The 20,523-nt window shown below is 68.2% G+C and carries 17 protein-coding genes; 3 read left to right on the forward strand and 14 right to left on the reverse strand.

All coding sequences use genetic code 11. The features are described 5' to 3' along the window. Positions 1-32: 32 nt before the first annotated feature. The 3 genes from WHX56_RS05295 to WHX56_RS05305 form a co-directional block, all read right to left on the reverse strand. Positions 33-986 (reverse strand): FecR family protein, encoded by a 954-nt coding sequence (locus tag WHX56_RS05295; protein ID WP_338880659.1) that lies wholly within the window; start codon positions 984-986, stop codon positions 33-35. After that, a complete protein-coding gene (locus tag WHX56_RS05300; RefSeq protein WP_338880661.1) occupies positions 983-1,528 on the reverse strand; it encodes an RNA polymerase sigma factor in 546 nt (181 codons plus the stop codon). The genes WHX56_RS05295 and WHX56_RS05300 overlap by 4 nt, the downstream gene beginning before the upstream one ends. 133 nt (positions 1,529-1,661) lie before the next feature. Continuing rightward, on the reverse strand, positions 1,662-2,264 hold the full coding sequence (locus tag WHX56_RS05305) for a TetR/AcrR family transcriptional regulator (RefSeq protein WP_338880662.1): 603 nt from the start codon (positions 2,262-2,264) through the stop codon (positions 1,662-1,664). A gap of 89 nt (positions 2,265-2,353) precedes the next feature. Between WHX56_RS05305 and WHX56_RS05310 the strand changes: the two genes are divergently transcribed. Continuing rightward, complete coding sequence (locus tag WHX56_RS05310) at positions 2,354-3,820, forward strand: MFS transporter (RefSeq protein WP_338880663.1); 1,467 nt, start codon at positions 2,354-2,356, stop codon at positions 3,818-3,820. A gap of 39 nt (positions 3,821-3,859) precedes the next feature. Here the strand turns inward: WHX56_RS05310 and WHX56_RS05315 are convergent, their stop codons facing one another. Next, positions 3,860-5,080 (reverse strand): MFS transporter, encoded by a 1,221-nt coding sequence (locus WHX56_RS05315; protein WP_338880664.1) that lies wholly within the window; start codon positions 5,078-5,080, stop codon positions 3,860-3,862. 172 nt (positions 5,081-5,252) lie between these two features. Between WHX56_RS05315 and WHX56_RS05320 the strand changes: the two genes are divergently transcribed. Next, positions 5,253-6,185: a LysR family transcriptional regulator gene (locus WHX56_RS05320; RefSeq protein ID WP_338880665.1), complete on the forward strand. Its 933-nt coding sequence runs from the start codon at positions 5,253-5,255 to the stop codon at positions 6,183-6,185. A gap of 3 nt (positions 6,186-6,188) precedes the next feature. Here the strand turns inward: WHX56_RS05320 and WHX56_RS05325 are convergent, their stop codons facing one another. From WHX56_RS05325 to WHX56_RS05365, 9 genes are all read right to left on the reverse strand, one after another. Further along, positions 6,189-7,205 carry a tripartite tricarboxylate transporter substrate binding protein gene (locus tag WHX56_RS05325; RefSeq protein WP_338880666.1) on the reverse strand — a complete coding sequence of 339 codons (1,017 nt, stop codon included), beginning with the start codon at positions 7,203-7,205 and terminating at the stop codon, positions 6,189-6,191. Positions 7,206-7,243: 38 nt separating this feature from the next. Continuing rightward, entirely contained in the window at positions 7,244-8,476 is a 1,233-nt protein-coding gene (locus tag WHX56_RS05330; RefSeq protein WP_338880667.1) for a CaiB/BaiF CoA-transferase family protein, read from the reverse strand. Between the two features lie 58 nt (positions 8,477-8,534). Next, the gene (locus tag WHX56_RS05335) at positions 8,535-9,113 is read right to left on the reverse strand and encodes a UGSC family (seleno)protein (protein ID WP_129245564.1); all 579 of its coding nucleotides are present in this window, start codon (positions 9,111-9,113) and stop codon (positions 8,535-8,537) included. A 32-nt stretch (positions 9,114-9,145) separates the two neighbouring features. Continuing rightward, positions 9,146-10,258, reverse strand: a complete 1,113-nt coding sequence (locus WHX56_RS05340; protein WP_338880668.1) for a hypothetical protein — start codon at positions 10,256-10,258, stop codon at positions 9,146-9,148. A gap of 208 nt (positions 10,259-10,466) precedes the next feature. Then, the gene (locus WHX56_RS05345; RefSeq protein WP_338880669.1) at positions 10,467-12,479 is read right to left on the reverse strand and encodes an acetyl/propionyl/methylcrotonyl-CoA carboxylase subunit alpha; all 2,013 of its coding nucleotides are present in this window, start codon (positions 12,477-12,479) and stop codon (positions 10,467-10,469) included. Between the two features lie 56 nt (positions 12,480-12,535). After that, positions 12,536-14,143: a carboxyl transferase domain-containing protein gene (locus WHX56_RS05350; protein ID WP_129245570.1), complete on the reverse strand. Its 1,608-nt coding sequence runs from the start codon at positions 14,141-14,143 to the stop codon at positions 12,536-12,538. Positions 14,144-14,369: 226 nt separating this feature from the next. Continuing rightward, positions 14,370-15,551, reverse strand: coding sequence for an acetyl-CoA C-acetyltransferase (locus WHX56_RS05355; protein WP_129245572.1), 1,182 nt, complete (start codon positions 15,549-15,551; stop codon positions 14,370-14,372). Positions 15,552-15,584: 33 nt separating this feature from the next. After that, a complete protein-coding gene (aceK, locus tag WHX56_RS05360; RefSeq protein ID WP_129245574.1) occupies positions 15,585-17,453 on the reverse strand; it encodes a bifunctional isocitrate dehydrogenase kinase/phosphatase in 1,869 nt (622 codons plus the stop codon). Positions 17,454-17,463: 10 nt separating this feature from the next. Continuing rightward, positions 17,464-18,642, reverse strand: coding sequence for an isovaleryl-CoA dehydrogenase (locus WHX56_RS05365; RefSeq protein WP_129245576.1), 1,179 nt, complete (start codon positions 18,640-18,642; stop codon positions 17,464-17,466). Positions 18,643-18,889: 247 nt separating this feature from the next. On the opposite strand from WHX56_RS05365, the gene WHX56_RS05370 reads away from it, so the two are divergent. Next, positions 18,890-20,068: a M20 aminoacylase family protein gene (locus WHX56_RS05370; RefSeq protein WP_338880670.1), complete on the forward strand. Its 1,179-nt coding sequence runs from the start codon at positions 18,890-18,892 to the stop codon at positions 20,066-20,068. Between the two features lie 32 nt (positions 20,069-20,100). Here WHX56_RS05370 and WHX56_RS05375 read toward each other — a convergent pair whose 3' ends face one another. Next, the gene (locus tag WHX56_RS05375; protein ID WP_129245580.1) at positions 20,101-20,481 is read right to left on the reverse strand and encodes a MerR family transcriptional regulator; all 381 of its coding nucleotides are present in this window, start codon (positions 20,479-20,481) and stop codon (positions 20,101-20,103) included. Between the last annotated feature and the right edge of the window lie 42 nt (positions 20,482-20,523).

Genomic DNA, 20,523 nt, shown 5'->3' on the forward strand with positions numbered 1-20,523 from the left:
AAAAATTATTAGCAAGCGAGGGGGGACGCCGTTTACCGGCTGGCGATCACCGCCGAGCCGTCGGGCCGGCGGGTCAAGGTCACGGGCAGCAGGCCGGGCAGCGTGTCCAGGAAGGCCTCAGGGTGGCGCAGGTCCAGCGTGCCGGACAGGCGCAGGCCGCGGGCGCGTGCGTCGGCGAAGCGCACCGGCGCGTCGCGGTACAGGGCCAGGTAGCCGGCCAGTTGCTGCAAGGTGGCGTCGTGCACCACCGCCACGCCGTCCTGCCAGGCGCCGATCTCGCCGGGCGGCACCTGCTGGCGGCCCAGCAGCCGGCCGCCGGCGCGCGACAGCAGCACGGTGTCGCCGGCCCGCAGCGTGTGTTCCTTCGGGCCGTCCGCGCCGCTGGCGTCCAGCATCACCTGTCCGCTGCGCACGCCGACCTGTAGTGTGTCGGGCAGCAGCAGCACGTTGAATTCGGTGCCGATGTCGCGCAGTTCGGCGCCGCCGGCGGTCACGACGAGGGGGCGGCGGTCGGACGCGGCGTCGATATAGACCTCGCCGCCGGCTACGTCGATGCGCCGCTCGGCCAGCGTGTAGCGCACGCTGACGCGCGTGCCGACGTTGGCGTGGATCCGCGTGCCGTCGGGCAGGTCCAGGCTGCGGGTCTGGGTGGACGCGTTGGCGACCGATTCATAGCTGACGGGCAGGTACTGGTAGGCCGCGCCGGCCACCAGCAGCAAGGCGGCCAGCGCTCCGCCCCAGCGCAGGAACGCCGGCCGGCGGACTGGCGCGGGCGCCTGGGCGCGCGCCGCCGCCGGGCGCGGCAGGGACGCCATGTCATCCCAGACCTGGGCCAGGCGTTCGTACTCCTGTCCATGCAGCGGCGATTCCGCCAGCCACGCCTGGAACGCCTGTTCGGCGCCGGCATCGGACGCGCGGTCCCGGCGGCGCATGAACCATGCGCTCGCGGCCTCTTCGACGGCGGATAGGGGACGGGGTCGGGTCATGATGCTTCGCCGTGGACATGGCGCTTGCAATGCGCCAACGCCAGTTGCAGGTGCTTTTCCACCGCACGCACCGAAATGCCCATGCGGCCGGCGATCTCCTCGCAACGCAGCTCATCATACCGATAAAGCAGGAAGGCCTCGCGCTGGCGCGGGGGCATGGCGTCGATGGCGGCCTGCAGCAGGCGCAGGCGCTGGTTCACGTCGGCGCGCGCCTCGGGCTGCGTTCCCGCGTCGGCGGCCAGGCTGCCGGCCTGCGGCGCGAAGTCCTGGTCGTCCAGGCTGGCCACAACGTGCTCGCCGCGCACGCCTTCGCGGCGCCAGTGGTCGCGCAGCAGGTTGCGCGCGATTTCATACAGGTAGGCGCGGGGCTTCTCGGGCGGTTCGGCGCCGTTGCTGGCCGCCAGCCATTTGGCGAAGGTCTCCTGCGCCAGGTCCTGGGCGGTGTCCGGCGAGCGCTTGAGCTGGCGGTTCAGGAAACCGACCAGTTCCGTGTTCCACGCTTTGTACGCCTCGGCGATCACGCCGAAGAAACGCTCCCCCATGGTGCCCCTGGATCCACGTTCGTCGCGCGGCCAGTGGAGCAGGCGCGTCGTTATGAGTTGAATGAAATGATAATGATTCCTATTGTATCAACTTTGGCCTGCCGCGCATAAAAGGCCCGGCGGCTGCCCGCCCTTATTTCGCCGAGACGATTTCCAGCGAGCGTTCCCGCGCCATGGTGAACTGCGCCTCGTCGCCCATTGCGGCGGCGACGTTGGCGATGGCCTGGTAGGCCAGCAGATCGAAAGCCAGCCTGACCGGGTTGGCGGCCGCTGGCAGCGCTTTCGCCGCGATCGCCTCGCGCGCCAGGGTTTCGAAGCGCTCGCGAGCCTCGTTCCTGTGCTGCTTCACGCGATCGCGGATCGCGCCGGGCCGGGTGCGGTATTCATTGCTGGCCGCCGTGAGGAAGCAGCCGCCCGGCAGGCTGCGGTCCTGCACGAACTGGAACCAGCCCGTGACCAGCGCGCGCAGCCGCTCGTCCGGGCGGGCGAGGGCCATGGCGGGCTCCACCACCGCCACGCGGTACAGGTCCACCGCGCTTTCCAGCGTGGCCAGTTGCAAGGCTTCCTTGTCGCCGAACAGCACCTGGATGTTGCCTTTGGCCACGCCCGCCTCGCTTGCCAGGCGACCGAAAGTCAGGCCTTCCAGTCCTTCGACCGATGCGATGCGCGCCGAATGGGCCAGCACGCCGGCGCGCGCCTTTTCGCCCCGGATGCGGCGGCGATCCGTTTCAACCATGAGTCCGTCCTCGCTTGTCAGCATGCAATGCTTCAATTTAATATACGGTCGTACGTATATTAATACTTCCCCTCTTCCGGGCCAACGATATGACCGACACACCTTCCGCCGGCTCCGGCCGCTGGTTCGCCCTGGCCGCGCTGCTTTCGGCGAATTTCCTCATCATTCTCGACCTCTTCATCGTCAATGTCGCCCTGCCCAGCTTGCAGACGGGGCTGGACGCCAGTTTCTCGCAGGTCCATCTGGTGATCGTCGCGTACAACGCCGCGCTGGCCGTGCTGCTGATCACCGGCGCCCGGCTGGGCGATCTCTTCGGCCGCCGCCGGATCTTCCTGTGGGGCATGGGGCTGTTCACCGCGTCATCGCTGATCTGCGGGCTGGCCCCCGGTCCCGGGATTCTAATTGGCGGGCGCGTGATCCAGGGGGCTGCCGCGGCCATGCTGATGCCGCAGGTCCTGGCCTCCATCCGCGTCATGTTCGCCGGCGCCAGCCGCGCGCGGGCCTTCGGGGCGATGGGCGCGGTGCAGGGCGTGGCGGCGACCATCTCGCAGCTTGCGGGCGGGTATCTGATCGAGCAGGACTATGCCGGCCTGGGTTGGCGCGCGATCTTCCTGATCAATCTGCCCTTGGGGCTGGCGGCGATGCTGGCGGCCTGGCTCTGCATCCGCGAGACCCGCGCCTCGGTGGCGAGCCGGCTCGATATCGTGGGCGCGGTGCTCGCGGCGCTGGGCCTGTTCCTGCTGCTGGTGCCCATCATGCTGGGGCATGACCACGGCTGGCCCTGGTGGTCTTACTCCGGTCCGGTGGCCGCGGTGCCGGTGTTGGCCGCCTTCGTGCGCTACGAGCGCGGACTGTCGCGGCGCGGCGGGGTGCCGTTGATCGAGATGGCCCTGTTCGCCAATCGCCGCTTCGTCACAGGTATCGGCGCGGTGTTCCTGTTCTTCTCGGCCATTAGTTCTTTCTTCCTGTCGCTGACTATGCTGCTGCAGTTCGGCCTGGAATTGAGCCCGTTCGCCGCGGGCGCGGTGTTCACGCCGTCGGCGGTCGCGTTCTTCGCGGCGTCGGTCAGCGGCCCGCGCCTGGCGGAGAAGCTGGGCCGCCGCGCGCTGCTTCTGGGCGTGCTGGTGTTCGGCGCCGGCATCGCGCTGTCGGCGGCCGGCGCGATCCTGGACGCCGCCAATCTGCCGCTGATCGTGGCGGCGCTGGTGCTCAATGGCGCGGGCCAGGGCATGGTGATACCCCTGGCGTTCAACGCCGTGCTGGGGTCGGTGCGGGCCGAAGACGCGGGCATGGGGTCGGGCATTTCGTCCACCATGCAATTGACCGGCACCACCGTCGGTGTGGCGGTGGTCGGCGTGGTGTTGTTCTCGGCCATCGGCTCGCCCGATCTGCCGGGTGTGGCGCAGGCGCAGCACTACGGCCATGCGCTGGCGTGGGCCACGCTCTACAACCTGGCCGCGGTGGCGGCCAGCTTCCTGTTGTTCGCGCGGTTGACGGCCAAGACGGCGGAGTCCGGCGCCGTGCCGACGGCGCGCGCGGCGCCAGCGGGCGACTGACCCGCCCGCCGTCCCCTTATCCGGTGAGGCGCCGCCGCGTCAGGCCGGGGTCAGCGAGCGCAGCTTGCGCAGCTCCGGGAACCACCACATCCACAGTCCCGCCACCGCCATGGTGCCGGCGCCGCCGATCACCACGGCCGGCACGGCGCCGACCAGGGCGGCCAGCATCCCAGACTCGAATTCGCCGAGCTGGTTGGACGCGCTGACGAAGAGCGTGTTCACCGCGCTGACGCGGCCCAGCATGTGGTCGGGCGTGTTCAACTGCACCAGCGAGGACCGCACCACCACGCTGATGGAGTCGGCCGCGCCCAGCACCACCAGCGCGGCCACCGACAGCGGGATCGAGGTCGACAGGCCGAACACCGTGGTCGCCAGGCCGAACAGCATCAGCGCGCCGAACAGCAGCCGCCCGACGTGCTCGCCCAGGCTCAGCCGGGCCAGCGTCAGGGACATGAGCACGGCCCCGCAGGCCGGCGCGGCGCGCAGCGCGCCCAGGGCCCAGGGGCCGGCGTTGAGGATGTCCTTGGCGAAGATGGGCAGCAGCGCGGTCGCGCCGCCCAGCAGCACCGCGAACAAGTCCAGCGACAGGGTGCCCAGCAGCAGGCGGCGCTGGAAGATGAAGGTGATGCCCGCGAACAGCGTGCGCCAGGTGGTCGGTTCCTTGCGCGGCGGCGCGCGGTCGATGCGCATGCTGGCGATGGAGGCGAAGGCCGTCAGGTACAGCGCGGCGGCCACGCAGTAAATCCAGCCCGCGCCCAGGCCGTAGCCGACGCCGCCCAGCGCGGGCCCGGCGATCTGCGCCATCTGTCCGCCCGAGGACGACAGCGCGGTGGCGCGCGGCAGCCATTCGCGCGGCACGATGGCGGGGATCAGCGTGGTGAGGGTGGGCGCCTCGAAGGCACGGGCGGAGCTCATGACGATGAGCGTGGCGTAGATCAGCGGCCGGCCGCCCAGGCCATGCAGCGCGGCCACCGCCAGGGTCAGCGTGGCCAGGGCCTCGATGGCCATGCAGATGGCCACGATCTTGCGGCGGTCGTAGCGGTCGGCCACGTGTCCCACCACCAGTGTCAGCACGGCCATGGGCAGGAACTGCGCCAGTCCGATCAGGCCCAGGTCCAGCGCGCTGCCGGACAGCTCATAGACCTGCCAGCCCACCGCGACGGACACGATCTGGAACGCCAGGGACGCGCCCACTCGGGCGCAGAGGAAATGCAGGAAGGCGGGACGGGAAAGCGGACTGGGGGAGTCGGGGACGGGCATGGAGGGGTTGGATGGCGGGCGCGCGGCGGGCGCCGGAACCGGCATTCTAGGGACAATTCGCTGACGGGAAACTAAGAGGGCCCACGAGTCCCGGCCCATTTATGCACGAAATGGCGGCTTGGTATCTATACTTCCATTTTCCGCATCGCCGCCTTCGACGGGCGAATCAGCCATGGCCGCGCTTCCCGACCTGAGTTCCCGCGAGTTGCAGGCGATCTGCACGGTTGCCGAGTGCGGCAGCTTCGTGGCCGCCGCCCTGACCATGAACATTTCGCAGCCGGCGTTGACGCGCACGGTGCAGCGCGTGGAAAAAGCGTTGGGCGTGGAGCTGTTCCATCGTTCCACGCGGCGGGTCGAGACCACGGTGGCGGGCCAGGAGTTCGTGTCGCTGGCGCAGCGGGTGCTGGCCGATCTGCGCATTTCCGTGGAGAACATGCGCGAAATCTCCGACGAGCTGCGCGGCCGCAGCATCGTGTCGGCGGTGATGTCGGTGGCCTACACGCAATTGCCCCGCATTGTCGCCCGGTATCGCAAGTCGCGCCCCGGCATCGAATTGCAGGTGCGCGAAGGCGTGCACGGCACGGTCATGGACGACGTGCGCAGCGGCGTGGCGGATATGGGGATCACCTATATCGACGACGTGCCGAACGAGTTCTCGGTGGTGTCGCTGGGCCGCGAGGCCTTTCATGTGGTGATGCCGCGCAATCATCCGCTGTCCGCGCAGGCCGGCGTGACGCTGGAAGCGCTGGCGCCGTATGCCCAGGTATCGTTGCCCCGGGAGGCCCAGACCCGGCGCCTGATCGACAGCCATGCGGCGATCGCCGGCGTTCCCTTGCGCCACACGGTGACCGTGAGCCAGTTCGCTACCGTGATGCAGTTTGTCTGGGCGGGCGTGGGCGTCGCGATCGTGCCCGGCGGCGCGGTGCCGGCCGCGCTGAGCGCGGACCTGGTGGCGCGGCCGCTGACCCGGCCGGCGCTGAGCCAGGCGATCGGCGTGGTGTTTCTCAAGGAACGCGGCCTGACCCCAAGCGCCAACGGCTTCCTGGCGCAATTGCGCAGCGATTGGGTCCAGGTCGTCGCTGCGCCGCGTTCGCGGCGCCGCTAGGGCCTATTGCAGCCGGATGCCGGCAAGCTTCACCAGTTCCGCATAACGCTTGGCCTCGCTGCGGCAATACGCGTCGAAGTGTTCCGGCGTATCGCCTATCGGCATGGCCTGCGCTTCGATCAGGCGGGCCCGCACGTCCGGCTGCCGCAGTATTCCGCTGACGCTGTTGTAAAGGCGCGCGATCAGGTCCGGGGGCGTTTTCGCCGGAACCCACATGCCGTACCAGGTGCTGAGGTTGACCGTGGGGTAGCCGAGTTCGGCGAAGGTCGGCACGTCCGGCAGCGCGGCCACGCGCTGCGGCGCGGTGACGGCCAGCGCGCGCAGCTTGCCGCCCTTCACCAGGGCGATCGACGACGGCATGGAGTCCAGCATGTAGGTGACCTGCCCGCCGACCACATCCGTCAGCGCGGGGGCGCTGCCTTTGTACGGCACGTGCGTGACGTCGAGTTTGGCCGCCGCCTTGAACGCTTCGCCGGCCAGGTGGCCGGGCGTGCCGTTGCTGGACGACGCGAAGTTGTGCCGGCCGGGCTGGGAGCGGACCAGGGCGATCAGGTCCGCCACCGAGCGCACCGGGGAATCGGCGCTGACGATCAATTGGATGGGCGTGGAGGCCAGGTTGGTGATGCCGCTGAAATCCTTCAGCGGATCGTGCGACATGTTGGTGTACAGCGAAGGATTGATCAACTGCCCCGACACATTGATGAGCAGCGTGTAGCCGTCCGGCGCGGCCTTGGCCACCATGTCGGCGCCTATCATGCCGCTGGCGCCCGGGCGGTTCTCGATGACGACGGATTGGCCGAGCTTGTCGGAGAGCGTGGCCGAGACGATGCGGCCGACGATATCGGTCGGGCCGCCGGGCGGATAAGGGATGACGACCCGCAGCGGCTTGGACGGGTAATCGGTTGCGGCCAGCGCCCCGGCGGCGCCGCCGAGGGTGCCCAGCGCCGCGCCGGCGGCGCCGATAAGCAGGCGGCGCCTGGATGGATTGACGACTGCCTTTGCGTGAACGGATGGTTCCATGGTTTGTCTCCCTTGTCGCCTTCTTGTGTGGGAACAGCTCAGGGTCCGACTGCGATCGCGCCATTGCGCCGCAGTTCGGCAAGCGCCTGCGGCGCCAGTCCCAGCACTTCGCGCAGTACCGGTTCCGTGTGGGAGCCCAGTACCGGCGGAGCGCTGCGGTATTCCACGGGTGTCGCTGAAAGATGCAGCGGGTTGCCGACCAGGTCGGCGCAGCCCGCTTGCGCGTCCGGCATCGGCACGCGCATGCCGCGTTGCAGGACCTGCGGATCGGCGAACACCTCGGCCAGGCCGTTGATGGGGCCGCAAGGCACCCCCAGCGCCTCCAGCTCGCGCAGCCAGTGCGCGCTGGGATGCAGCGCCATCCGCGCCTGGATCAACGGGATCAGCGTATCGCGCGAAGCCAGCCGCGCGGTGTTGTTGGCGTAGCGCGGATCGTCCGCCACGTCCGGCAGGCCGAGGGCGCCGCAGAACTTGCGGAACTGCGTGTCGTTGCCCACGGTGACGATGACATGGCCGTCGCGGGTGGCGAAATCCTGGTACGGCACGATGTTGGGGTGGGCGTTGCCCAGGCGCGCCGGTTCGCGGCCGCTGGCCAGGAAGTTCATGGCCTGGTTGGCCAGCACGGCGACCTGCACGTCCAGCAGGGCCACGTCGACGTGCTGGCCCTCGCCCGTGCGGTCGCGATGCGCCAGCGCCGCCTGGATGCCCGCGGTGGCGTACAGGCCCGTCAGGATGTCCGTGAGCGCCACGCCCACCTTCAACGGCCCGGCGCCGGGCTGGCCGTCTTCGCGGCCGGTGATGCTCATCAAGCCGCCCATGCCCTGGACCAGGAAGTCGTAGCCTGGGCGGGCGGCGTAGGGGCCGCTCTGTCCGAAGCCGGTAATGGAGCAGTACACCAGGCCCGGATGCTGGCGTTTCAGCGTGTCGTAGTCCAGCCCGTAGGCTTGCAGTCCGCCCACCTTGAAGTTCTCGATGAAGACGTCGCACTGCGCCGCCAAGGCCGCCACCAGGCGCCGGCCTTCGGGCGTGGCGATGTCGACGGCGACGGATTTCTTGTTGCGGTTGGCGCCGGCGAAATAGGCCGATTGCGCCACTTCGCCCCATTGGGGGTCGCTGATCCACGGCGGCCCCCAGCCGCGGGTATCGTCGCCCAGGCCCGGGCGCTCGATCTTGATGACTTCCGCGCCCAGGTCCGCCAGCAACTGGCTGGCCCAGGGGCCGGCCAGCACGCGCGAAAGGTCCAGCACCCGCAAGTGCGACAGTGCGCCCATCTTTCTCCTCCCCGTTTACGCCGCGGCGCGAGAGGCGCGCCGCGACGGAACGCCGCCGCTATTGAAGCGCCACGCGCAGCGCCATCGGCGCTTTGGTGCCCAGCCAGACCTGTTGCGCCTGCTCTTTGATCTGCGCCACGCGCTGCGCGATTTCATCGGCCGTGATGGAGCTGACCGGATGCGCGATCACGACGGGCTCCAGCGTCTTCATGCCGATGGCCTGCCGCGTCAGTTCGGTTTCGCGCGCGAACTCGGTGGTGATGATGACCGCGCTGGGCAGGCCCAGGCGTTCCAGCGCGATCGAGTCGCGCACGCAGGCCGAGCAGCACGAGCCGCAATCGCCGATGGCCGTCAGCACGATGTCGTTCTCGGCCGCGATGCGCTCGATCAATTCAGGCGCGGCGTCCTTGGAGAAGCTGTGCTTGACGTAGTAGTTCACCTCGGCGAATCCGATCTCTTCGCCCAAGGCGGCGACGGCGCCGCGCAACAGTTTGTTGGCGTTCCATTTGGAGTTGTCCAGAATGCCCAGGCGCAGGCCGGCCAGGCCCTTTTTGCGCGCCGAGACCGGCGCGTCTTCGAAGCGCAGCGCGCCGCGCGGATCGAACACCGCGACTTTTTCCGCGTCATTCATCAACATGTCTCTCTCCTGGTTTCGTATGCAGTGCCTGGCTAAATGGCGCACGCGCCGCTGGTGCAATCGGAACTATCGGCATTCGCGCCGTCGATCGCGCGCAGCACCGGCGTGCTCATGCTGCCCCAGCCGGGGATCAGCACGGAGAAGCGGCCCGCCTCGCCGCCCATCACGAATAGATGGATGTGGTCGGGGCTGTGCACGATGGGGATGCGGGTGTCGTCTTCGCGCTTGTAGTACTTGGGCAGATTGCGGTTGTAGACCTTGCCGTAGCGGTGGCCGTAGGCGAGGTCGATGAAGCGGTTGCCGTGGTTGACGTACAGGTAGTTGCGCACGTCGGCGCGCGACCAGCCGTGCTTGCCGATGGTCTGGGCGTGTTCCAGGCCCAGCACCACGGCGATGTGGCCGCCCAGCACCGCGCTGTTGGAGGCGATGGTGCTCATGGCCGAGCACATCGTGTCGAGGATGCCCTCGGGGTCGTTGGAGATGTGGTTGGTGACGCTGTGCGGCGCCTCGGCCGCCATGGCGAAGACGGTGGAGTCCTCGGGCTTGTAGCCGTGCTCCACGTGATACGGCGCCAGCGGGCTTTGCAGTTCGTTCTCGCAGACGCAGTAGGTGTACTTGCCGGGGTGGCCCAGCGTGCTCTTGTCCAGGTCTCCGGGCCAGCCGCCGCCCACGTTGAGCATGATCAGGCGCAGCGCCCGGCCGATGGTGGCGTTGGCGCGGTTGCCGGACCCGAACGCGTTGACGCCGCCGTTCATGCCGATTTCGCGGGCGATCGGCCCGTTGACCACCAGCAGGGGCGAGGCCACGTGCGTAGTCGCCTGCACGCCGTTGAGGTTGAAGGCCGGGTCGGTAATGGCCTTTACGCCCGCCAGCACCACCGGCGCGTATTCGGGCTTGCAGCCGGCCATCACCATGTTGATGGCCAGGACCTCGCGGGTCAGCTCGCCCCAGCGCGGGGCGACGCGGGCTTCCACGAAGCCGGCGTCCCCGCCCAGCCGCGCCACGATCTCGTCGATCTTTTCCCGGGTCGGCGGCACTACCGGCAAGCCGTCGGTGAAGCCCCGCTCGTAGTAGTACTCGACCAGGTCTATCCCGGCCGGCACCATGCTCACGGGCGATGCCTGGGTTTGCATAACCGCACTCATGGGAATCTCTCCTCGTTGCTGTCGGATGACGTTGAGAAGAGCATAGGAGCGGCCCGCTATTTATAACAAGGACAATCTATTTCGATAAATGATTGCGAAAAATGCATAAATTGATTGGAGCGCGCCGGGCACGAACGGAAACGGGGCGCCCCATGGGCCGCCCCGTTTCCGTTCAGGCATCGGACGATGCCGTCGGCGATGGCATGGGCTATTCGCCGATCGCCACCAGTTCCGCGCCCTCCGTCACCTGGTCGCCCACCGCATAGAACACTTCCGCCACCTTGCCGTCCGCCGGTGCGGAGATAGTGTGTTCCATCTTCATGGCTTCCATGACCAGCAGGGGCTGGCCCTTTTCCACGGTGTCGCCGGCCTGGACCGAGATGGAGATGATCTTGCCCGGCATGGGCGCGGTCAGCCCGCCGCCGTGTTCGCCCTGCGTGTCCTGCGAATGCGCCAGCGGATCGTAGAGTTCCAGCGCGTGCGAGCCGGCGTCGGTGAAGACGTGGGCGCGGTCGGCGTGCAGCACGACGGTGCCGGCGCTTTCATGGCCGTCCAGCGTGATGCGCAGGCCGTAGGCGAGGTTTGGATTGGCGCTGGCGTGGGCGCGCCACAGGAAGGCCTGGGGGCCGTTGCCGCAGTCCAGCGTCCAGGCCGCGCCGTCGCGCGCGATGAGCGCCTTGCGGGTTTCGCCGTTGTCCACCCAGTGCAGTTCGCGGCGGTAGCGGCCGCCCAGGCGCCAGCCGTCGCGGGCGTCCCAGGGGTCGGCGCTGCCCTTGCCCGGCGCGCCCAGGCCCTGGCGCACCAGCACCGCGGCGCTGGCCAGCGCCAGCACGGCGGCGCCGGCGGGTTCGGGTTCGGGCAGCAGCGTGGCGCGCTGGCGCTCGATGAGGCCGGTGTCCAGGTCGGCAGCGGCGAAGGCGCTGTCCTTCATCAGGCGCGACAGGAACGCGACGTTGGTCTGCACGCCCACCGCCTGGGTCTGCGCCAGGGCTTGCAGCATGCGCGCGCGCGCCTGGTCGCGGTCCGCGCCGTGCACGATGAGCTTGGCGATCATCGGGTCGTAGAACGGCGTGATGGTGTCGCCCATTCGCACGCCGCCGTCCACGCGGATGTCGCCGTTGACGAAGGCGGTGTGCGCGGGCAGGCCCAGGTAGGCCAGCGTGCCGATCGACGGCAGGAAGCCCTTCTCGGGGTTCTCGGCGTAGATGCGGGCCTCGATGGCGTGGCCGTCGATGCGCAGGTCTTCCTGGCGCGCCGGCAGCGGCTGGCCGGCGGCCACGCGCAACTGCCATTCCACCAGGTCGTGGCCGGTGATCATTTCGGTGACCGGGTGCTCTACCTGCAGGCGCGTGTTCATTTCCATGAAGTAGAAGCGGCCGTCGGGTTCGGAGATGAATTCCACCGTGCCGGCGCCCACGTAGCCTACGGCGCGCGCGGCGGCCACGGCGGCTTCGCCCATGGCGCGGCGGCGCTCTTCGGTCATGCCGGGAGCGGGGGCTTCTTCGATGACCTTCTGGTGGCGGCGCTGTACCGAGCAGTCGCGCTCGAACAGGTAGACGCAGTTGCCTTGGGTGTCCGCGAATACCTGGATCTCGATGTGGCGGGGCTTTTGCAGGTAGCGTTCGATCAGTACGCGGTCGTCGCCGAAGCTGGACGCGGCTTCGCGCTGGCAGGAGGCGAGCGCGTCGAGGAAGGCGCCCGACGATTCCACCACGCGCATGCCCTTGCCGCCGCCGCCGGCGCTGGCCTTGATGAGCACGGGATAACCGATGGCGTCGGCCTGGGTCTTGAGGAATTGCGGGTCCTGGTTGTCGCCGTGGTAGCCGGGCACCAGCGGCACGCCGGCCGTTTCCATCAGCGCCTTGGCGGCGGATTTGCTGCCCATGGCGGCGATGGCGGACGCCGGCGGGCCGACGAAGGCGATGCCGGCGTCGGCGGCGGCCTGCGCGAAGTCTTCGTTTTCGGAAAGGAAGCCGTAGCCGGGGTGGATGGCCTGCGCGCCGGTGTCGCGCGCGGCTTGCAGGATGGCGTCGGCGCGCAGGTAGCTGGCGCGCGGCTCGGAGCCGCCGATGTACACGGCCTGGTCGCAGGCGGCGACGTGGCGGGAGTTGGCGTCGGCGTCGGAATACACCGCAACGGTGCGTATGCCCATGCGGCGGGCGGTGGCGGCCACGCGGCAGGCGATTTCGCCGCGGTTGGCAATCAGCAAAGTGTCGAACATGGATGTCATCCAGGCTGAGATTATTCTTGGGCTGTGGTGGGGGCGGCTACGCCGCCCTACATCCGGAACACACCGAACTTGGTGTCCTCGATGGGAGCGTTCAGCGCGGCCGACAGTGCCAGGCCCAGCACGCGGCGCGTGTCGGACGGCGCGATGATGCCGTCGTCCCACAGGCGCGCGGTGGCGTAGTAGGGATGCCCTTCGTGTTCGTACTGTTCGCGGATGGGCGCCTTGAAGGCCGCCTCTTCGTCCGCCGACCACTGGCCGCCGCGACCCTCGATGCCGTCGCGCTTGACCGTGGCCAGCACGCTGGCCGCCTGTTCGCCGCCCATGACCGAGATGCGGGCGTTCGGCCACATGAACAGCATGCGCGGGGAATACGCGCGGCCGCACATGCCGTAGTTGCCGGCGCCGAACGAGCCGCCGATCAGCACGGTGAACTTCGGCACCGCGGCCGTGGCCACGGCCGTCACCATCTTGGCGCCGTGGCGGGCGATGCCTTCGTTTTCGTACTTGCGGCCGACCATGAAGCCGGTGATGTTCTGCAGGAAGACCAGCGGGATCTTGCGCTGCGCGCAGAGTTCGATGAAGTGCGCGCCCTTCTGCGCGGACTCCGAGAACAGGATGCCGTTGTTGGCGACGATGCCCACCGGCATGCCGTGGATGTGGGCGAAACCCGTGATCAGCGTGGCGCCGAAGCGCGCCTTGAATTCGTCGAATTCGGAGCCGTCCACGATGCGCGCGATGACTTCGCGCACGTCGTAGGGCTTGCGCGTGTCGGCGGGGATGATGCCGTTCAGTTCGCTCGGATCGTAGCGCGGCTCGCGCACCGGGAGGGTGGCCAGCGGCTGCGGCTTCTTGCGGTTCAGGCGCGCGACCGCGTTGCGCGCCAATTGCAGCGCATGCATGTCGTTGGCGGCCAGGTGGTCGGCCACGCCGGACAGGCGCGTGTGCACGTCGCCGCCGCCCAGGTCTTCGGCGCTGACCTCTTCGCCGGTGGCGGCCTTCACCAGCGGCGGGCCGCCCAGGAAGATGGTGCCCTGGTTCTTGACGATGATGGACTCGTCGCTCATGGCCGGCACGTAGGCGCCGCCGGCGGTGCAGGAGCCCATCACCACGGCGATCTGCGAGATGCCTTGCGAGGACATCTGCGCCTGGTTGTAGAAGATGCGGCCGAAGTGTTCGCGGTCGGGGAAGACCTCGTCCTGCTGCGGCAGGTTGGCGCCGCCCGAATCCACCAGGTAGACGCAGGGAAGGTGGTTCTGCGCGGCGATCTCCTGCGCGCGCAGGTGCTTCTTGACCGTCATCGGATAGTAGGTGCCGCCCTTGACGGTGGCGTCGTTGCAGACGATCACGCATTCCGTGCCCGCCACGCGCCCGATGCCGGTAATGACGCCGGCGCCCGGCGCTTCGCCGCCATACATGCCATGGGCCGCCATCGGCGACAGTTCCAGGAAAGGGGTGCCCGGGTCGATCAGGTGCTCGACGCGGTCGCGCGGCAGGAGCTTGCCGCGCGCCACGTGCTTGGCGCGCGCGGCTTCGCTGCCGCCCAGCGCGGTGTGCGCCAGCTTCTGGTTCAGATCGTCCAGTTGCGCCTGCATGGCCTGCGCATTGTCGGTGTAGTCCTGCGACCGCGTATTGATGCGGGATTCGATGATGGGCATGGGGTTCCACCCGTCCTGCTTGTTGGAAATTTGTGGGCGCTCGTCGAGCGGTTTGTCTCGCTGCCCGGTGCGCCGGGCATTCTTGTCGGAAATGGGAGAGGGATTCCGTTGCGCCTTTCCCGCACGGCGCGCGACCGACCCGTCGCGCACGACGCCATGCAGGAAAGGCGCAGCGCAATCCTTCTGGCGCGGGCAGGCCGGCAGGCCCTCCCGCGCCGGTGACGCTTTAGATCATTTCGATGGCCATCGCCACGGCTTCGCCGCCGCCGATGCACAGCGTGGCCACGCCGCGCTTGCCGCCGGTCTTGCGCAGCGCGCCGACCAGCGTGGCCATCAGGCGGGCGCCGGACGCGCCGATGGGGTGGCCCAGGGCGGTGGCGCCGCCGTGGATGTTGACCTTGTCATGCGGCAGCTTGAAGTCGGCCATGGCGGCCATGGTGACCACCGCGAACGCTTCGTTGATTTCGTAGAGGTCCACGTCCTCGGCCTTCCAGCCGGTCTTGGCGAACAGGTTCTTCAGCGCGCCCACGGGGGCGGTGGTGAACCAGTTGGGTTCCTGCGAGTGCTGGCTGTGGGCCACGATGCGGGCCAGCGGCTTCACGCCGAGCTTTTCGGCGGTGGAGGCGCGCATCAGCACCATCGCGGCGCCGCCGTCGGAGATCGACGACGAGTTGGCGGCGGTGACGGTGCCGTCCTTCTTGAACGCGGGCTTGAGCGTGGGGATCTTCTCCGGCATGGCCTTGGCGGGGGCTTCGTCGGTGTCGATCACGGTGTCGCCCTTGCGGCCGGCGACGGTGACGGGGGCGATTTCCCACTTGAAGCTGCCGTCTTCCGTGGCGGCGCGGGCGCGACGCAGCGACTCCAGCGAGAAGGCGTCCTGCTGTTCGCGGGTGAAGGAATACTTGGCGGCGCAATCCTCGGCGAAGACGCCCATGGCCTTGCCCTTGTCGTAGGCATCTTCCAGGCCGTCCAGGGCCATGTGGTCGTACACGGTGTTGTGGCCGTAGCGGTAGCCCTGGCGGCCCTTGAGCAGCAGGTACGGCGCGTTGCTCATGCTTTCCTGGCCGCCGGCGACGACGACGTTGGCGCTGCCCGCGGCCAGCAGGTCGTGGCCGAACATGGCGGCCTTCAGGCCCGAGCCGCACACTTTGTGGATGGTGGTGCAACTGACGCCCAGCGGCAGGCCCGCGCCGAGCGCGGCCTGGCGCGCCGGGGCCTGGCCCTGGCCGGCCTGCAGCACGTTGCCCATGATGACTTCTTCGACCAGTTCGGGCTTGATGCCCGCGCGTTCGACGGCGGCCTTGATGGCGACCGAACCCAGTTCGTGCGCGGCCAGGCCGGACAAGGCGCCCAGCATGCCGCCCATGGGCGTGCGGGCGACGGAAACGATGACGATGGGATCTGACATGACTAGCTCCTGTGAAGGTCGGGACAGCACGGGTTACGAGGCCGCGTCGGCGCCCGGCGGGCGTTCTGGACGCAAGCGTCTGTCTGTATCGTAAGGGAAAAATTCTTCAATCCGGCCTTGCGCCACGTGCGTCCGGCAGGCTTGCCACCATTCCGGCTCCAGCAGGTCCGCATGGTGACGCATGAAGGCGCCGCGCACCCGCGGGTCGCCCAGCAGGAAGCGGCCGAATTCTTCCGGGAACACGTCGTTCGGGCCGATGGCGTACCAGGGTTCCGACGCCATTTCCGCTTCTTCGTTGGGGGCGGCCGGAATGCGCCGGAAGTTCATTTCGGTCATGCGCTGGATTTCGTCGTAGTCATAGAAGACGACGCGGCCCAGACGCGTGACGCCGAAGTTCTTGTACAGCATGTCCCCGGGGAAGATATTGGCCGCGGCCAGTTGCCGGATGGCGTCGCCGTATTCGCGCACGGCCGGGTCCAGCAGCGCGTCGGAGGCCTGTTGCAGGTACAGGTTCAGCGGCGTCATCCGCCGTTCGATGTAGACGTGGCGGATGACCACCGTGTCCCCGGTTTCCTCGATCAGGCTGGGAACCAGCCGGCGCAATTCGTCCAGCAGCGCGGGGGCGAAGCGGCTGCGCGGCAGCGCCACCTGCGAGTATTCCCAGGTGTCGGCCATGCGGCCCACGCGGTCGTGCAGTTTCACCATCTGGTACTTGCGCCGCACGGTCGCGTGGTCCATGCCGTCCTTGTCGATGCGGTCCTTGATCAGCTTGAAGACGTAGGGATACGACGGCAGCGTGAACACGCACATCACCATGCCCTTGATGCCGGGCGCGATGTCGAAGGCGTCGCGCGAATGGGCCAGGTGGTGCAGGAAGTCGCGGTAGAACAGCGTCTTGCCCTGCTTTTGCAGGCCGATCATGGTGTAGAGCTCGGCCTTGGGCTTGCGCGGCAGCAGGCTGGACAGGAAGTTCACCACCGCCGCCGGCGTTTCCATGTCCACCAGGAAGTAGGCGCGGGTGAAGCTGAACAGGGTGCTGAGGTCGTCCGCGCCCAGGAGCAGCGCGTCCAGCCGGACCTGGCCGGCCGGATTGCGCGTGAGCGCCACGGCGAACGGATACACCGTGGACTGGTTGATCAGGCGGCCGACGATATAGGCGCCCTTGTTGCGGAAGAACAGCGAGCCCAGCGCGTGGATCTGGCAATCGCTGGCGATGCGCCGGCCCACATCGCGCGGAAGCTGCGCGCGCAGTTGCTTGATCGCGGCCCGCGCGAGCAGCCGGGTGTCGCGCGGCAGGTCTTCGAAGGGCAGCGCCAGCCCGAAGTCGGCCACCATGCGGATCAGGCTTTTCCGCAGGCCCTCGGCCACCGGGTAGTACACCCGGTACGAAGGCTTGTGGCTGTCCAGGTAGTCGGTGGCCACGGCCGGGCGCACGAACAGGAAATCGTTGTGGAAGTAGTCGCGGTGCAGGATGCGGCACGACACCGAATTGAAGAAGGTCTCGGCGCACTCGGGCTGGCGATGGTCGCCCAGCAGGCCCACGTATTCCTGCTTCACCAACTGCCAGAACGCGGTCTGCGCGTCGTCCAGCGGCGCGGGGGCGTCGGCGCCGCTGGCGCCATTCGCGCCCGGGGCGCCGCCCGGCCGGCCGCGCAGCGCGCCTTCCAGTTGCGAGGCGCATTCGCGCACCCGCATGTCGTAGTACTCGATGCGCTCGCGCGACAGGCGCTGGATGCCGTGCCAGTCGCCGGATTCGAACAGCGCCTTGGCGCGCTGGGCGCTGTAGCGGAACAGCGCGTAGTGGCGGTCGAAGCCCGCCAGGACCAACTGCGCGACGTCCAGCGGCGAGGGCCCCGGGGCGGGGGCCTGCTCGATGCGCTGGACGTCGGACATGCGGATCATGGCGGCGGGGTCAGGCGGTTTCGTTGAACAGTTCGCGGCCGATCAGCATGCGGCGGATTTCGCTGGTGCCCGCGCCGATCTCGTACAGCTTGGCGTCGCGCCACAGGCGGCCCACCGGGTACTCGTTGATGTAGCCGTTGCCGCCCAGGATCTGCACGCCTTCGCCCGCCATCCAGGTGGCCTTCTCGGCCGTGTACAGAATCAGCGCGGCGCAGTCCTTGCGGACCTGGCGCACGTGTTCCGCGCCCAGCTTGTCCAGGTTCTTGCCCACCTGGTAGCAGAAGGCGCGGCTGGCCTGCAGCGTGGTGTACAGGTCGGCGACCTTGCCCTGGATCAACTGGAATTCGCCGATGGCCTGGCCGAACTGCTTGCGGTCGTGGATGTAGGGAACCACCACGTCCATCACGGCCTGCATGATGCCCAGCGGTCCGCCGGACAGCACGGCGCGTTCGTAGTCCAGGCCGCTCATCAGCACCTTGACGCCGCCGTTGACCTGGCCCAGCACGTTTTCCTCGGGGATTTCGCAGTCCTGGAACACCAGTTCGCCGGTGTGGCTGCCGCGCATGCCCAGCTTGTCCAGCTTCTGCGCCACCGAGAAGCCCTTGAAGCCCTTTTCCACCAGGAAGGCGGTGATGCCGCGCTGGTGCGCCTCGGGGTCGGTCTTGGCGTAGACCACCAGGGTGTCGGCGTCGGGGCCGTTGGTGATCCACATCTTGGTGCCGTTCAGCACGTAGCGGTCGCCCTTTTTGTCGGCGCGCAGCTTCATGCTGACCACGTCGGAGCCGGCGCCCGGCTCGCTCATGGCCAGCGCGCCCACGTGCTCGCCGGAAATCAGCTTGGGCAGGTACTTGGCCTTCTGGGCCGCCGTGCCGTTGCGGTTGATCTGGTTCACGCACAGGTTGGAGTGGGCGCCGTAGGACAGGCCGACCGATGCGCTGGCGCGGGAGATTTCCTCCATCACGACCATATGGGCCAGATAGCCCAGGTTGGCGCCGCCGTATTCTTCGTCGGCCGTCATGCCCAGCACGCCGAGTTCGCCGAATTTGCGCCAGAGGTCCATGGGGAACTGGTCGCTGCGGTCGACTTCGGCCGCGCGCGGCGCGATCTCGGCCTGCGCGAAATTGCGCACCGCGTCGCGCAGCATGTCCAGGTCTTCGCCCAGGTCGAAGTTCAGGCCGGGAAGATTCATCGATGTCTCCGTGATAGTAGGTACTTACATTCTTATCGGCGTGCGTGCTCGGCGCCATGCGCCGCCCGTGGGCCCATGATGCGCCGATCGGCCATTGCTGCGCAATGATGCACTGCAAATATTACGTTTACGTAAACGTAAAGTGGAGTCGGGTTATCCCTAGGGGAAACCCGGTTTCGCAGGGAGGGCCGCTGAGTAATATTCGACCCCTGTCCCTGAAATTCTGCGTTATCGCGACGGAGTTGCCGTGCTCGAACTATCCAATCTCGACGAAATTGTGGCGCTGCGGCGCGACATCCACATGCATCCGGAGCTTTGCTACGAAGAGCACCGGACGGCCAAGGTGGTGGCGGACACGCTGCGCGGCTGGGGCATCGAAGCGCACACCGGCATCGCCAAGACCGGGGTGGTCGGCGTGATCAAGCGGGGCGCGTCGGACCGCGCCATCATGCTGCGCGCCGACATGGACGCGCTGCCCATGCAGGAAGAGAACCAGTTCGAACACCGCTCGCGCCACGACGGCAAGATGCACGGCTGCGGCCATGACGGCCACACCGCCATGCTGTTGGCCGCCGCCCGGCACCTGCAGACGGCGGGCGGCTTCGACGGCACCGTCTATCTGTGCTTCCAGCCGGCCGAGGAAGGCGGCGCGGGCGGCCGCGCGATGATCCAGGACGGCCTGTTCACGCGCTTCCCGTGCGAAGCCGTGTTCGGCATGCACAACTGGCCGGGCCTGCCCGCGGGTTCGTTCGGCGTGTGCGCCGGCCCGATGATGGCGGCTGCCAACGGTTTCAAGATCACGGTCAAGGGCAAGGGCGGCCACGCCGCGGCGCCGCAGGACTGCAACGACCCGGTGCCGGCGCTGTTCGCCATCGGCCAGTCGCTGCAGACCATCCTGACGCGCAGCAAGCGCCCGCTGGAAGCCGCCGTGCTGTCCATCACGCAGGTCCAGGCCGGCGGCAGCGTGATCAACGTCATTCCGAACACCGCCTGGATGGGCGGCTCGGTGCGTGCCTACAGCACCGCGGTGGTGGATCTGATCGAGCGCCGCATGAACGAGATCGCCGGCAGCATCGCGGCGGCGCACGGCTGCGAGGCCGAGGTGCTCTTCGAGCGCCGCTATCCGGCGCTGGTCAACACCGTGGCCGAGACGGAATTCTGTATGGAGGTGATGCGCGAGGTGGCGGGCGAGGACCGCGCGCTGACGATCGAGCCGGCCATGGCCTCGGAGGACTTCGCGTTCCTGCTGCAGGAAAAGCCCGGCTGCTACGTGTTCCTGGGCAATGGCGATGGCGAACACCGCAAGGCGGGCCACGGCCTGGGCCCCTGCATGCTGCACAACGCCAGCTACGACTTCAACGATTCCCTGATTCCGGCGGGCGCCTCGTACTGGGTCCGACTGGCGCAGCGCTACCTGGCGGCCTGAGCGCCGCGCTCGTGAAGGCCGTGGCCGCGCTTTCAGGGCTTCTGGGCAAGCAGTTCGCGGCATTGCCGTTCCTGCAGCGAGATTTCCTGCAAGGTGTCCTCGATGTCGCGGCGCTGCTGTTCCAGGGTGGAGCGATGCTGTTGCAGTACGCTCAGGTACTGGCGCAGTTGGACTTCCGTGTCGCCCGGCCCGTCGTACATGTCGATCAGGGTGAGGATTTCGGACAGTTGCAGGCCCAGGCGCTTGCCGCGCAGGGCCAGCTTCAGGCGCGTGCGGTCGCGCGGCCCGAAGATGCGGTTGCGCCCCTCGCGCGCCGGGCTGACGATCCCCTGGTCTTCGTAGAAGCGGATCGTGCGGGGCGTGACGTCGAACTCGCGCGCGAGTTCGGAGATGGTCCAGGTTGACGGGGACATGCGAGATGTGGCAGTTTACGTAAACGTAAATTATGATGACTT

It is taken from the genome of Achromobacter veterisilvae (assembly GCF_037619525.1).
Lineage (GTDB): Bacteria > Pseudomonadota > Gammaproteobacteria > Burkholderiales > Burkholderiaceae_B > Achromobacter > Achromobacter veterisilvae.